The sequence below is a fragment of the Pseudomonas sp. W15Feb34 genome (assembly GCF_023127765.1).
GTDB lineage: Bacteria > Pseudomonadota > Gammaproteobacteria > Pseudomonadales > Pseudomonadaceae > Aquipseudomonas > Aquipseudomonas synxantha_A.
This window is the reverse complement of the sequence record NZ_SPKN01000033.1, coordinates 21,432-36,667: the sequence shown is the minus strand read 5'-3', so window position 1 is coordinate 36,667 and position 15,236 is coordinate 21,432. Positions and strand designations below refer to the sequence as shown.

General features: G+C 61.5%; 11 protein-coding genes. All 11 read left to right on the top strand.

Annotated features, from left to right (window positions below; translation table 11 throughout):
- The first annotated feature begins 22 nt into the window (after positions 1-22).
- Positions 23-517, top strand: a complete 495-nt coding sequence (locus E4O97_RS16295; RefSeq protein WP_032876046.1) for a DUF1543 domain-containing protein — start codon at positions 23-25, stop codon at positions 515-517.
- Positions 518-623: 106 nt separating this feature from the next.
- Positions 624-905, top strand: coding sequence for a peptidylprolyl isomerase (locus E4O97_RS16290; protein WP_005788801.1), 282 nt, complete (start codon positions 624-626; stop codon positions 903-905).
- 130 nt (positions 906-1,035) lie between these two features.
- Positions 1,036-2,895, top strand: coding sequence for an extracellular solute-binding protein (locus E4O97_RS16285; protein ID WP_248161742.1), 1,860 nt, complete (start codon positions 1,036-1,038; stop codon positions 2,893-2,895).
- Positions 2,895-3,953, top strand: a complete 1,059-nt coding sequence (yejB, locus tag E4O97_RS16280; protein ID WP_032876053.1) for a microcin C ABC transporter permease YejB — start codon at positions 2,895-2,897, stop codon at positions 3,951-3,953. The genes E4O97_RS16285 and yejB overlap by 1 nt, the downstream gene beginning before the upstream one ends.
- On the top strand, positions 3,953-4,975 hold the full coding sequence (locus E4O97_RS16275; protein ID WP_005788807.1) for an ABC transporter permease: 1,023 nt from the start codon (positions 3,953-3,955) through the stop codon (positions 4,973-4,975). Before yejB ends, E4O97_RS16275 begins: the two co-directional genes overlap by 1 nt.
- 10 nt (positions 4,976-4,985) lie before the next feature.
- Entirely contained in the window at positions 4,986-6,557 is a 1,572-nt protein-coding gene (locus tag E4O97_RS16270; protein ID WP_248161741.1) for an ABC transporter ATP-binding protein, read from the top strand.
- A 22-nt stretch (positions 6,558-6,579) separates the two neighbouring features.
- Positions 6,580-7,983, top strand: a complete 1,404-nt coding sequence (locus E4O97_RS16265; RefSeq protein WP_248161740.1) for a sigma 54-interacting transcriptional regulator — start codon at positions 6,580-6,582, stop codon at positions 7,981-7,983.
- A 280-nt stretch (positions 7,984-8,263) separates the two neighbouring features.
- The gene (locus E4O97_RS16260) at positions 8,264-9,655 is read left to right on the top strand and encodes a GntP family permease (RefSeq protein WP_005788811.1); all 1,392 of its coding nucleotides are present in this window, start codon (positions 8,264-8,266) and stop codon (positions 9,653-9,655) included.
- Positions 9,656-9,662: 7 nt separating this feature from the next.
- Positions 9,663-10,436 carry a 3-hydroxybutyrate dehydrogenase gene (locus E4O97_RS16255; protein WP_032876062.1) on the top strand — a complete coding sequence of 258 codons (774 nt, stop codon included), beginning with the start codon at positions 9,663-9,665 and terminating at the stop codon, positions 10,434-10,436.
- 162 nt (positions 10,437-10,598) lie between these two features.
- A complete protein-coding gene (locus tag E4O97_RS16250; protein WP_248161739.1) occupies positions 10,599-12,554 on the top strand; it encodes an acetoacetate--CoA ligase in 1,956 nt (651 codons plus the stop codon).
- A 141-nt stretch (positions 12,555-12,695) separates the two neighbouring features.
- Positions 12,696-15,233 (top strand): PAS domain-containing protein, encoded by a 2,538-nt coding sequence (locus tag E4O97_RS16245; protein WP_248161738.1) that lies wholly within the window; start codon positions 12,696-12,698, stop codon positions 15,231-15,233.
- The last annotated feature ends 3 nt before the right edge of the window (positions 15,234-15,236 follow it).

Genomic DNA, 15,236 nt, shown 5'->3' with positions numbered 1-15,236 from the left:
CAGTCGCCAGGAATCACCGGTAATGCTGTTTGTCGTCATGCTCGGGGGCAAGCATCCACGGGCAAAAATCGAAGTACACGATGTAGTGTTCGCCGTGGCGGATACGTTGCAGGCCAGCTACCCGCAATTGCGCGACGCCTGGTTTGGCAGCCCCAAGGGTGTGCACATCGACTCATGGATGGCGGTCGACGGCGTCGACGGCTGGAAAGTTGAACTGAGCCATCTGGCGCCTCATGGCGACGCGCCCCGCCTGTACTTCATCAACCTCGGGGGCTATGAAGCCCATAGTTTCGGCGAGGCCCATCACTACCTGCTGGTAGTCGCTCGTAACAAACAGCAGGCCATGAGCCAGGGCAAGCAGCAGATGCTGCGCCACTGGTCCCAGGCCCACACCGACGGCGTGCTGGATATTGACGACTGCCTGCCGATCGACTTGGTGGACGGCCGTTACATCCACCTGGTGCAGGGGCCGCACCAACCGATCGTGCAGCGCAACGACTACATCGTGTTGCCTTGAACCGCCACGCTGAAAAAGGCAGGACTGAACAACAGCGGAACTTTGCCAGGAAATAACCGCCTGAATCCGGTACGCTCACCGTTTTTTACTCTAGGAGTTATTCCCCATGGCCAAAGCCACCGCCCGTCACATCCTCGTTTCCACTGAAGACAAGTGCAACGAACTCAAGGCCCAAATCGAAGGCGGCGCTGATTTCGCAGAAATCGCCAAAGCCAATTCGTCCTGCCCATCCAGCCGCCAGGGCGGTGATCTGGGTTCGTTCGGCCCGGGCCAAATGGTCAAGGAATTCGACACTGTCGTATTCAGCGCCCCGGTCAATACCGTGCAGGGCCCGGTGAAAACCCAGTTCGGTTATCACCTGCTGGAAGTCACCAGCCGCCAGGATTGATTCAATCGGCGCAGATGCGATAAACAACGGCCCGCCCTTTGGCGGGCCGTTGTGCATGTGATGACTGGCGATGCCCAGGCCGTTAGCGTACAAATCCCTATTCTTCTTAACCCGGCGTTCAAGGCTGATAATGCGATTGGCTTTTTCATCTCTGCTCTGCTCCACCCTGGCCCTGCTGATGGCCAGCACTGCGGCGATCGCGGCCCCGCAAACCTACCTGACGGTTTACGGCGAGCCCGCCAAGTACCCCGCCGGTTTCAGCCACTTCGACTATGCCAACCCCAACGCGCCCAAGGGCGGCAGCCTGCGGCGCTCGGCGCTGGAGGTCGGGCGGTTTGATCATGTGCTGCCGTATATCGACAAAGGTATTGGCGTGTCTCAGGTCGACGGCTGGGTGTATGCGCCCCTGGCGCTGCGCTCGCTGGATGAGCCCTACACCGTTTATGGCCTGGTTGCAGAAAAAATGGAGCGCGCCGACGACGGCCTGTCGCTACGTTTCTACCTCAATCCCAAGGCGCGTTTCGCCGACGGTACCCCGATTACAGCCGAAGACGTGCGCTACAGCTTCGATCTGCTGATGACCCAAGGCAGCCTGCGCTTTCGCACGTTGTTTGCCGACGTCAAGCACGTCGAAGTCGAAGGCGAGCGTCAGGTACGCTTCGACTTCTCCAGCAACGACAACCGCACCCTGCCCCTGGATATCGCCACCTTGCCGGTGTTCCCGGAGCATTGGTGGAAGACCCGCGACTTTGCCAATGGCGGCGGCTACGAAGCCCCGCTGGGCAGCGGCCCGTACAAGGTCAGCAAGATCGACTCCGGCAGCACCATCACCTTTACCCGCGATCCGGATTGGTGGGGCAAGGATTTGCCGGTCAGCCGTGGCCTGTACAACTTCGATCACCTGAGCCTGGAATACTTCGGCGACACCGAAGTGGCGCGCCAGGTGCTGCGCGGCGGCGCCTACGACTTCAACCGTGAATTCTCCGCCACCGGCTATTCCATCGGCTACAACGGCCCGGCGCTGGACGATGGTCGCCTGCAGCGCGCACACCTGGCCAAAGAGATGCCGCAACCGGCCCAAGGCTATGTGTTCAACGTGCAGAAGCCGATTTTCAAAGATCGCCGCGTGCGCCAGGCCTTGGCGATGCTGTGGGATTTCGAATGGGCCAACCGGCAAATGATGCGCAACCTGTACATCCGCCAGCAAAGCTACTTTTCCAACAGCCCGCTGGCGGCCAGCCAATTGCCGACCCAGGAAGAACTGGCGATCCTGGAACCGTTGCGCGGGCAAATCCCGGATGAAGTGTTTACCCAGGTATTCAAGGCCCCGGTCACCGACGGCAGCGGCATGATCCGCGATAAACAACTGCAAGCCCTGGCACTGCTTGAGGACGCTGGCTGGAAACCGGTGGGTGACAAACTCGTCAACGCCCAGGGCGAGCCGCTGGAGTTCACCTTCCTCAACGTCCAGAACGGGCTTGAGCGCCTGTTGCTGCCCTACAAGCGCAACCTGGCGCAGATCGGCATCACCCTCAATATCCGCCGCATCGACTCGTCGCAGTACGTGAACCGCCTGATGGCCCGTGACTACGACATGATCGTCACCGGTTTTCCGGTCACCACCTCGCCCGGCATGGAGCTGTACAACTACTTCGGCTCCGCCGCTGCGTTCGATCCGGGCGCCAACAACTACATCGCACTCAAGGATCCGGCCGTCGATACGCTGATCAACGGTTTGGTGAAGGCCGACACCCAGGCGCAGATGCTCACCTACGCCCACGCCCTGGACCGTGTGCTGCAATGGAATTACCTGTGGATCCCCAACTATTACCCCCCGGGCACCTCCGCCGCGTGGTGGAACCGTTTCGGCCGCCCGGCGATCGAGGCGAAGAATGACGAAGCCCTGGAAACCTGGTGGGAAGTCAGCCCCACGCCACTGACTAACGAGCAAATGCAGGTCGAGCTGAAAAAACGCGGAGGAGCCCGTTGATGTTTGCCTATATCGTACGGCGCCTGCTGCTGATCATCCCGACGCTGGTGATCATCCTGCTGGTGAACTTCGTGATCGTGCAGGCCGCGCCCGGCGGGCCGGTGGAACAGGCCATTGCCCATCTGCAAGGCATTGGCGGCGGCGGTGTAGCGGGCGCATCCGGCGAAGGTATCAGCGGCTCCCGGGCCAGTCGTGGCCTGGACCCGAAGCTGATCAAGGACATCGAAAAACAATACGGCTTCGATAAGTCAGCACCGGAACGCCTGTGGCTGATGCTCAAGAACTACGCCCAGCTGGACTTCGGCAACAGTTTCTTTCGCGGCGCGACGGTGACCGACCTGATCCTGGAAAAGATGCCAGTTACCATTTCCCTAGGCCTGTGGGCGACGCTGATCACCTACCTGGTGTCGATACCCTTGGGGATACGCAAGGCCGTGCGCCATGGCAGCAGCTTTGACATGTGGAGCAGCACGGCCATCGTGATCGGTTACGCGATGCCGGCGTTCCTGTTTGCGATGTTTCTGATTGTGGTATTCGCCGGCGGTACGTCGCTGAACTGGTTCCCGGTGCGCGGGCTGGTGTCGGAAAACTTTGCCGAACTGAGCACCGTGGGCAAGGTTGCCGACTATTTCTGGCACCTGGTTTTGCCGGTGACGGCGCTGGTGATCGGCGGGTTTGCCACCTTGACCATCCTCACCAAGAACTCGTTCCTCAATGAGATTACCCGCCAGTACGTGGTGACCGCCCGTGCCAAGGGCCTGAGCGAACGCCGGGTGCTGTACGGCCATGTGTTTCGCAATGCCATGCTGCTGGTGATCTCGGGGATTCCCCAAGCGTTTATCAGCGTATTTTTTGCCGGCTCACTGCTGATCGAAGTGATCTTCTCCCTCGACGGCCTGGGCCGCATGAGCTACGAGGCGGCAGTGTCCCGTGACTACCCGGTGGTATTCGGCTCGCTGTTTATCTTCACCCTGTTCGGCCTTTTGATAAAACTCATCGGTGACCTCTGCTACACCCTGGTGGACCCGCGTATCGACTTTGCTGCGAGGAACGCCTGATGCTTGACCTGTCTCCCGTTGCGCGTCGGCGTTTCGAACGCTTCAAGAAAAACCGGCGTGGCTGGTGGTCGCTGTGGTTGTTTATCGGCCTGTTTATCCTGACGCTGGGCGGCGAGTTGATCGCCAATGACAAACCCTTGGTGCTCAGCTTCAAGAACGAACTGTATTTTCCGGTGTTCAAGCGCTACACCGAACAGCAGTTCGGCGGGCAGCTGCCGTTCCAGGCGGATTACCGCAGTGACTATGTGCAAAAGCTGATCAAGCAGGACGGCGGCTGGATGCTGTTCCCGCCGATTCCCTTCAGCGACGACACCCCCAATTATGAGCTGACCCGCCCTGCCCCGAGCCCACCGTCGGCGGTGAACTGGCTGGGCACCGATGACCAGTCCCGCGATGTACTGGCGCGGGTGATCTTCGGCGCAAGGGTGTCGATCCTGTTTGCCCTGGCCTTGACCGCCATCAGCGCCGCCATCGGCATTGCCGCCGGGGCGTTGCAGGGTTACTACGGCGGCTGGGTGGATTTGCTCGGGCAGCGCATTCTGGAGGTGTGGTCCGGCCTGCCGGTGCTGTACTTGCTGATTATCCTGTCGGGGTTCGTCGAGCCGAATTTCTGGTGGTTGCTGGGGATCATGGCGCTGTTTTCCTGGCTGGCGCTGGTGGATGTGGTGCGCGCCGAGTTCCTGCGCGGGCGCAACCTGGAGTACGTCAAGGCCGCGCGCGCCCTGGGCCTGGGCGACGCCAAGATCATTCGCCGGCATATCCTGCCCAATGCCATGACCGCGACGCTGAGCTATCTGCCGTTTATCTTGACCGGGGCGATATCCACCTTGAGCGCCCTGGATTTCCTCGGCTTCGGTATGCCGGCTGGCAGCGCGTCCCTGGGTGAGCTGATCGCCCAGGGCAAGCAGAACCTGCAAGCCCCCTGGCTGGGCCTGACCGCGTTTTTCACCTTGGCGCTGATCCTGTCGTTGCTGGTGTTTATCGGCGAGGCGTTGCGTGACGCCTTCGACCCTCGCTCATGAGTAATTGCCTATGAACCTGATCGAAATCCGCGACCTGTGCGTCGCGTTCAGCGGCCAGACCGTGGTACGCAATCTGAGCCTGGATGTGCGCCCCGGCGAGTGCCTGGCGCTGGTGGGTGAGTCGGGCTCGGGCAAGTCAGTGACCGCCCATTCAATCCTGCAACTGCTGCCGCAAGCCGGTACCGAAACCACGGGCTCGATCAAGTATCGTGGCCAGGAGTTGAACGGTGCAGCGCCGTCTACCCTGCAAAAACTGCGCGGTAACCGAATTGCGATGATCTTCCAGGAGCCGATGACGTCCCTGAACCCGTTGCACAGCATCGAAAAGCAAATCGGCGAAACCCTGCTGCTGCACAAGGGCCTGGGCGGCAAGCAGGCGCGGGCGCGGATTCTCGAACTGCTGGAGCTGGTGGGTATCCAGAAACCCCAGGAACGGCTCAAGGCCTACCCGCATCAGTTGTCCGGCGGCCAGCGCCAGCGGGTGATGATCGCCATGGCCCTGGCCTGCGAGCCGGAGTTGCTGATTGCCGACGAGCCCACCACCGCGCTGGACGTGACCGTGCAGCGCAAGATCCTGCTGCTGCTCAAGTCTTTGCAGCAACGCCTGGGCATGTCGCTGCTGCTGATCAGCCATGACCTTAACCTGGTGCGCAGTATCGCCCAGCGGGTCTGCGTGATGCGCGCCGGGGAAATTGTCGAGCAGGCTGACTGCCAGACCTTGTTCACGGCCCCACAGCACCCTTACAGCCGCCTGCTGCTGGACGCCGAGCCCACGGGCGATGCGCTGTGCAGCGATGCGCGCGAGACGGTGTTGCAAGTAGACAACCTCAACGTCGATTTCCCCTTGGGCGGCGGGTTGTTTCGGCGCAAGACCTACCTGCGTGCGGTCGACGGCATCAGCCTCAGCGTGCAGCGCGGCAAGACCCTGGGGATTGTCGGTGAGTCCGGCTCAGGCAAATCGACGTTGGGCCAGGCGATCCTGCGTTTGCTTGACTCCACCGGCAGCATCCGCTTCCAGGGTGAGGCCCTCGACCCGCTCAACCATCAGCAGATGCGCCCGTGGCGCAAGCAGATGCAGGTGGTGTTCCAGGACCCCTATGGCAGCCTCAGCCCGCGCATGTCGGTCGAGCAGATCATCAGCGAAGGCCTGGAAGTGCATGCGCCATGCAGCCTGGCCGAGCGCGATGCCCAGGTGATCCAGGTGCTCAAGGACGTGGGCCTCGACCCCGCCAGCCGGCATCGCTACCCCCATGAGTTTTCCGGTGGCCAGCGCCAACGCATCGCCATCGCCCGCGCCCTGGTGCTCAAACCGGCGCTGATGCTGCTCGACGAACCCACTTCGGCCTTGGACCGTACGGTGCAGAAACAAGTGGTGGCGTTGCTGCGTGAACTGCAGGACAAATATGGCCTGACTTATCTGTTTATCAGCCATGACCTGGCCGTGGTGCGCGCCATGGCCCATGACATGATCGTGGTCAAGGATGGCAAGGTAGTGGAGCGCGGTGCCAGTCATGATGTGTTTGATTCGCCCCAGCACCCCTATACCAAAGAACTGCTGGCTGCAGCGCACATCCCTTTGTGATGATCAACAGGACTCTGCCTCCATGAGTACCAGCCTCAAGGATTATCAACACGTTCGCGGCCTGGCCATTCAGTCGTTGTTCGAGATCATCGAGCAGTCCAGCGAAGGCACGGTCATCGTCGACCGCGACGCGAACATCGTGTGGATGAACGAGCGCTACGCCAGGCGTTTCGGCCTGCACAGCGCCGATGAGGCCATCGGCCAGCCCTGCGAGCAGGTGATTTCCAACAGCCTGTTGCGCCAGGTGGTGCACAACGACCGGCCGATCCTGCTGGATATCCAGGACACCCCCAAGGGCCCGCTGGTGGTGATGCGCCTGCCGATCCACGACGATGCCGGAGTGGTGATCGGTGCGATTGGCTTTGCGCTGTTCGATGAGTTGCGCAACCTGTCACCGCTGATCGAGCGCTACCTGAGCATGCAGCAAGAGCTGGCCTCGACGCGCTCGCTGCTGCGCTCGCGGCAAAGCAAATACAACTTCGCGCATTTTATCGGCACCAGCGCTGCAAGCCTGGAGGTCAAGCGCCGGGCGCGGCGCAGTGCGAGTGCCGAGTCGCCAGTGTTGCTGCTGGGGGAAACCGGCACCGGCAAAGAACTGCTCGCCCAGGCTATCCACGGTGCGTCACCGCGGGCGCACAAAGCCTTCGTGAGCATCAACAGCGCCGCGATTCCCCATGACCTGCTCGAAGCGGAGTTCTTCGGCACCGCACCCGGTGCATTTACCGGCGCCGACCGCAAGGGTCGCCCCGGCAAGTTCCAGATCGCCCAGGGCGGCACGCTGTTTCTCGATGAAATTGGCGACATGCCGCTGCCGCTGCAAAGCAAATTGCTGCGGGTGTTGCAGGAAAAGGAATTCGAACCGGTGGGCTCCAACGAGATGCTGCACAGCGATGTGCGGGTGATTGCGGCGACATCCATGGATCTGGAGGCAGCGATCAAACGTGGCGAGTTTCGTGCGGATTTGTATTACCGCCTCAACGTACTGCCGATCCAGGTACCGCCGTTGCGTGAGCGGCTGGAGGATATTCCGGCGTTGAGCGAGGCGATCCTCGAAGAGCTGCGCAGCCAGCACGAACTCGACCATGGGGCGCTGGCGTTGCTCGCACAACATGCATGGCCGGGCAATATCCGTGAACTGCGCAATGTGCTGGAGCGGGCGGCGTTGCTTAGTGATGACCTGATGTTGAATGCCGCGCAGGTTCGTGCAGCGATTGGTACGTTCAGCCCAGTAGTCCGTGGCCCGGTGGACGCGATCGAGGGTGAAACCTTTGCGGCGGCGCGGGAGCGGTTTGATCGGCAGGTGATTGGTGCGGCGTTGCAGGCGTGCGCAGGGAATGTGGTAGAGGCCGCCAGGCAGTTGGGGCTTGGGCGGTCGACGCTGTACAAGAAAATGGTGGCGCTGGGCCTGACCCAGTCTCCATATTGAGACCCAATTCTCAATACAAAGACAATCCATTGTGAGAGGGGCTTGCTCCCGATAGCAGTGTGTCAGGCTGAGCATCTGTACCTGACCCACTGCTATCGGGAGCAAGCCCCCTCCCACATTAGGTATTTGCTTGTCTCAAAATAGAGATAAAATTTCAAAGCGCTGTTGAAAATTCTGAAAATATTGTTGTTTTTCAAATAGTTAATAACATGGCACACATCTAGCTATAGCCCTCCCACCGCTTCACCCCACAACAATAACAATCCGATGGAGACACACCATGAGTGTGATCATTGCCCTGGCCGCGCTCGCGCTGCTGATGCTGGCTGCGTACCGTGGCTATAGCGTTATCCTGTTCGCCCCCATCGCCGCCCTCGGCGCGGTGCTGCTCACCGACCCATCAGCCGTCGCCCCCGCCTTTACCGGGGTGTTCATGGAAAAGATGGTCGGTTTTATCAAACTGTACTTCCCGGTGTTCCTGCTCGGCGCAGTGTTCGGCAAGCTGATCGAGTTGTCGGGTTTCTCGCGCTCGATCGTGGCGGCTGCGATCCGCTTGCTGGGCACGCGCCAGGCAATGCTGGTGATCGTGCTGGTCTGCGCCCTGCTCACTTACGGCGGCGTGTCGCTGTTCGTGGTGGTGTTTGCCGTGTACCCGTTCGCGGCGGAGATGTTTCGCCAGAGCAATATCCCCAAGCGCCTGATCCCGGCAACCATCGCCCTCGGCGCGTTCTCGTTCACCATGGACGCCCTGCCCGGCACGCCGCAGATCCAGAACATCATCCCCAGTACCTTCTTCAACACCACTGCCTGGGCGGCGCCGTGGCTGGGGCTGATCGGCACGATCTTCGTGTTTTGCACCGGTATGCTCTACCTGGCCCGCCAGCGCAACAAGGCCCAGCGGGCCGGGGAAGGTTATGGCACCGAGTTGCGTAACGAGCCGGAAACCGCCGAGAACCTCAGCCTGCCCAATCCCTGGATCGCGCTGTCGCCGTTGATTCTGGTCGGGGTAATGAACCTGCTGTTTACCCACTGGATCCCGCAGTGGTACGGCAAGACCCACAGCCTCAGCCTGCCAGGCATGAGCGCGCCGGTGACCACCGAAATCGCCAAGCTCACCGCGATCTGGGCGGTGCAGGCGGCGTTGCTGGTGGGGATTATCGTGGTACTGGTGTTCGGCTTCTCCGCGATCAAAAGCAAGCTGGCCGAAGGCAGTAAAAGTGCGGTCAGCGGCGCGCTGCTGGCGGCAATGAACACCGCCTCGGAATACGGCTTTGGCGCAGTAATCGCCTCGCTGCCAGGCTTTCTGGTACTGGCGGACTGGCTCAAGGGCATCCCCAACCCGCTGGTCAACGAAGCAATTACCGTGACCCTGCTGGCGGGCATCACCGGCTCGGCTTCCGGCGGCATGAGCATTGCCCTGGCGGCGATGTCCGAGAGCTTTATTTCAGCCGCCCATGCGGCCAATATCCCTCTTGAAGTGCTGCACCGGGTCGCGGCCATGGCCAGCGGCGGCATGGACACCCTGCCCCACAACGGCGCGGTGATCACGCTGCTGGCGGTCACCGGCTTGACCCACCGCGAAGCCTACAAGGACATTTTCGGCATCACGATTATCAAGACCCTCGCGGTGTTCGTGGTGATCGGTACTTTCTATGCCACCGGCATTGTGTGAGGTTTTCATGACGACTTTGAATGGCAAGACCGCCCTGGTCACCGGCTCCACCAGCGGCATCGGCTTAGGGATAGCATTGAGCCTGGCCAAGGCCGGCGCCAACCTGATTCTCAACGGCTTTGGCGACGCCAGCGCGGTGATCGCCCAGGTGCAGGCGTTTGGTGGCAAGGTCGGGCATCACCCGGCGGATGTCAGCGACCCGGCGCAGATCGCCGACATGCTCGCCTACGCCGAGCGCGAGTTCGGTGGCGTGGATATTCTGGTCAACAATGCCGGCATCCAGCATGTGGCGGCGGTGGAAGACTTCCCGGTGGAGCGCTGGGATTCGATTATCGCGATCAACCTGTCCTCGGTGTTCCACAGTACACGTTTGAGCCTGCCGGGCATGAAGGCCAAGGGCTGGGGGCGTATCGTCAATATCGCCTCGGTGCACGGCCAGGTCGGCTCAGTGGGCAAGGCTGCCTACGTGGCGGCCAAGCATGGCGTGATCGGCCTGACCAAGGTGGTGGGCCTGGAAACCGCCACCAGCAATGTGACCTGCAATGCGATCTGCCCGGGCTGGGTGCTGACGCCGCTGGTGCAGAAGCAGATTGATGATCGCGTGGCCAGTGGGATCGACCCGCAACAGGCGCAGCAGGATTTGCTGGCTGAAAAGCAGCCGTCCCTGGAGTTTGTGACGCCGTCGCAGCTGGGTGAGCTGGTGCTGTTTTTGTGCAGCGAAGCTGGCGCCCAAGTGCGCGGTGCGGCGTGGAATATCGACGGTGGCTGGCTGGCCCAATAACCCCCCAGACACCGGAGATCAAAATGTGGGAGGGGGCTTGCTCCCGATAGCAGTGTGTCAGGGTAGACATTTGTAGCTGAACCACCGTTATCGGGAGCAAGCCCCCTCCCACATTGGAACGCTATTGTTTGGAAGACCGATACTAGAACAAGAGATTTCGCTATGTCCGACATCCTCTGGCAACCCTCGCCCGAACGCATCGCCAACACACGGATGGACCAGTTCCGTCGCTTCATCAACCAACGCCACGACCTGCACCTCCACGACTACCCTGCCCTGCACCAATGGAGCATCGACCAGCGCCCGGACTTCTGGCAGGCGATTGTGGCGTTCTTCGACGTGCAGTTTCGCAGCCCGCCCAGCGTCACACTGATCGAAGACATCGAGATGCCCAGCGCCCAATGGTTTCCCGGCGCCACCCTGAACTTTGCCGAACACCTGTTGCGCCGCCGCGACAATCATCCTGCGGTGGTGGCTGTCAGCGAAGACGGCCAACGTGAACAGTTGAGCTATGCGCAACTGGCGGAACATGTTGCCGGCCTGCAAAAAAGCTTGCGGGCAGCCGGGGTGGGCATGGGTGACCGGGTGGCCGCGTGCATGCCCAACACCTGGCAAACCCTGGTGGGTATGCTTGCCACTACCAGCCTCGGCGCGATCTGGTCATGCTCTTCGCCGGATTTCGGCACCCAGGGCGTCATCGATCGATTCGGCCAGATCGAACCCAAAGTGCTGATTACCTGCGCCGGCTACCGCTATGCAGGCAAAAACATCGACCAGAGCGCCAAGCTCAATGAAATCCTTGCGCGCCTGCCCTCCCTGCAACAGCTGATCATCGTGCCGTACGCCCGGCCTCAGGCACAGGTCGACGATTATCTGAGCCAAGCCCGTGTCACGCTGTGGGACGACTTCTATCAGGCCGGCGGCGTGCCCGAATTTGTCGCAGTGCCGTTCGAACATCCGCTGTATATCCTCTATTCCAGCGGCACCACCGGCATCCCCAAATGCATTATCCATGGCACCGGCGGCGTGCTGCTCACCCACCTCAAGGAACACGGCCTGCACGCCGACCTGAGCCGCGAGGACTGCCTGTTCTACTACACCACCTGCGGCTGGATGATGTGGAACTGGCTGGTGTCGGTGCTGGCGATGGGCGCCACGGCGGTGCTGTATGACGGCTCACCGTTCCACCCCGGCCCCGAGCGTTTGATCGACTTGATCGATGCGGAAAAAATCAGTGTATTCGGCACCAGCCCGAAATTCCTCGCTACCCTGGAGAAAGCCGGGTTGCGGCCACGCCTGAGCCACGACCTGAGCAGCCTCAAAGGCCTGATTTCCACCGGCTCGCCGCTGTCACCCCAGAGCTACGACTATGTGTACCGCGAGATCAAGAACGAGCTGTGCCTGTCGTCGATGTCCGGTGGCACCGATATCGTCTCCTGCTTCGTGATCGGCAACCCGGTGCTGCCGGTGCGGCGCGGTGAGATGCAATGCAAGAGCCTGGCCATGGCCATCGAGGTGTGGGACGACCAGGGCCGGCCGCTGATCGGGGAAAAAGGCGAACTGGTCTGCACCCGGCACTTTCCGGCCATGCCCATTGGGCTGTGGAACGACCCGAACCAGCACAAGCTGCGCGCCTCCTATTTCAGCCAGTTCCCCGGCGTATGGGCCCAGGGTGACTATGCCGAGCAGCGGACCAATGGCAGCCTGCTGATTCATGGGCGCTCAGACGCGGTGCTCAACCCTGGCGGCGTACGCATCGGCACCGCCGAGATATACCGCCAAGTGGAAAAAGTCCCACAGGTGCTGGAAAGCCTCGCCATCGGCCAACGCTGGCAGGACGATGTACGTGTGGTGCTGTTTGTGCGCCTCGATGACGGCGTCGAGCTGGATGAAGCGCTGCAACAGCAGATCCGCCAGGTGATCCGCGCCAACACCACGCCGCGCCACGTACCGGCCAAGATCCTCGCTGTCACGGATATCCCGCGCACCATCAGCGGCAAGATCGTGGAGTTGGCGGTGCGCAACGTGGTACATGGGGAGCCGGTAAAGAACACCGATGCCCTCGCCAATCCCGAGGCATTGGAGCAGTTTCGCCGACGCCCTGAACTGGATTTTTAGATGAAAGGTTTCAGCGCTGAACCGCTGTTTTGAAGAAAAGCCGTCAATGCGTGCTATTTTTCCGGGGTAGTCATCCATTGATGATCCTTGGGACAATGGATGTGGTTATTTTTCAAAGCGTCGTGCTCAGGGCTTTTTTTCATGAATGGAACATCCACCGGTAGCGAAGCCGCTGCATTGATCAAGCGGCTGGACTGGGCGCAAAGCCCCCTCGGTGAGGCCACTGATTGGCCGCAGAGCCTGCGTACCGCCGTCGATATCGTCGTGCATTCGCCGATGCCGATGGTGCTGCTGTGGGGCCCGCAACTCATACAACTTTATAACGATGGCTTTGCCCAACTGGTGGGCAACAAGCACCCCGGCGCCCTGGGCCAGCCTGCGCATCAGACCTGGCCGGAGCTGCAAAGCTTTGCTGCGCCGGTCTACGATGCGGTGCTCGGCGGCCAGGTACGCACCTTCAGCGAGCAGCGTTTTGTCTTGCAACGCGAATGTCGCGACACCGAAATCTGGCTCGACCTGACCTACAGCCCGGTGCGCGACGAAAGTGGCCAGGTGGCAGGCATCCTGGTCACCGCCATCGAAACCAATGAACGGCGCAGCAAAACCCTGGAACTGCAGCAGCGTTCCGAAGCGAGCCTCAAGGCCCAGCACAACACCGAGCAGCGCCTGCAACTGGCACTGGCGGCGACCGATGCCGTGGGCACCTGGGACTGGGACATCGGTGAAGACCACTTTATCGCCGATGCACATTTCGCCTACCTGCACGGTGTCGACCCGAGTGACGCCGGCCTGCTGCCCATCAGCGCCTATCTGCTCGGCGTACATCCCGAAGACCGTGGCATGGTCACGCGCAGCATCAAGCATTGCATCACGTTCGGCACTGAATACGCCGAGGAGTACCGCCTGCTGCAAGCCGACGGCCAGGTGCGCTGGGTGTTTGCCCGTGGCCGCTGCTACAAGGACCAACAAGGCCGACCCGCACGCTTCCTCGGCGCCGCGCTGGACCTCACCGAGCGCAAGCACACCGAACAGGCGCTGCGCCAGAGCCAGACCGAGCTGCAACTGATCATCAACGCCATGCCGGTGTTGATCGGCTACGTGGACCATGAGCAGCGCTTTCGCCTGAACAACAGCGCCTACCTCGACTGGTACGGCAAGACGCCCCAGGAGCTGTACGGCAGGACCATCCGCGAAGTGCTCGGCGATGAGGTGTATGCCGGGAGAATCGACAAGATCGAAGCGGCCCTGAACGGCAAGGCGTGCAGCTTCATGACCCTCACGCCCCATCGCGACGGCCGCCCGCGCCACGCGTTGATGAAATACCTGCCGCGCTTCAGCAATGACGGTTCGGTGAACGGCTTCTACATTTTTGTCATCGACGAGACCGAACGCAAACTCACCGAGGAAGCCCTGCGTCATCTCAACGAGAACCTCGAAGAGCGTGTGGCCCAGCGTACCCAGGCGCTGGCCGAGGCCAACCAGCGCCTGCAGAACGAGATGTTCGAGCGTGAACGCGCCGAAGACGCCCTGCGCCATGCGCAGAAGATGGAAGCGGTGGGCCAGCTCACCGGCGGTATTGCCCATGACTTCAACAATATGCTCACCGGCATCATCGGCAGCCTGGACCTGATGCAGCGCTATATTGCCGCCGGGCGCAGCGATGAGATTGGCCGCTTTGCCGATGCCGCCGTATCCTCGGCCCATCGCGCCGCCGCCCTTACCCACCGCCTGCTGGCGTTTTCGCGGCGCCAGTCGCTGGACCGCCGCCCCATCGACCCCAACCAGCTGGTGGCATCCCTGGAAGATCTGTTCCAGCGCACCAAGGGCGCGCATATCGCGCTCAAGGTGCAACTGGGCAAGGACATCTGGCCGGTGAACACCGACGCCAGCCAATTGGAAAACGCCCTGCTCAACCTGGTGATCAACGCCCGCGACGCCATGCCCGACGGCGGCGAGTTGCTGATCGAAACCGCCAACAGCTACCTGGACGGCACCGACATCACCACCCTGGAGCCGGTCAAGGCCGGCGACTACGTAATGCTCGGCGTGAGCGACAACGGCAGCGGCATGGCGCCGAAAATTCTCGCCAAGGCATTCGACCCGTTCTTCACCACCAAGCCTATCGGCCAAGGCACCGGCCTCGGGCTGTCGATGATTTACGGCTTTGCCCAGCAGTCCGGCGGCCATGTAACGATCCAGAGCGAACCGGGCCAGGGCACCTGCGTGCGCCTGTACCTACCGCGCCTGCACGGCACCGCACTGGAAAGCGACCTGCCCGTCAGCCTCACCGAAGCCCCGGTGGCCCTGGCCGGTGAAGCCGTGGTGGTGGTCGAGGACGACCCGGCGGTGCGCATGTTGGTGGTCAACGTCCTCGATGAACTGGGCTATACCGCGCACCAGGCGGCCGACGCCCGTGCCGCGCTGCCGCTGCTGGAGTCGGATTTGCGCGTGGATTTGCTGGTGACCGACGTCGGCCTGCCGGGCATGAACGGCCGGCAACTGGCGGAAATCGCGCGCCAGCATCGCCCCGGCCTGCGGGTGTTGTTCATGACCGGTTATGCCGAGAAAGCCGCTGAGCGCCAGGGCTTTTTGGAAGACGGCATGGACATGGTCGCCAAGCCCTTTTCGATCGACCTGCTGGCCACCAAAATCCGCAGCATGATCGGCGGCGAGGCCTGAGTT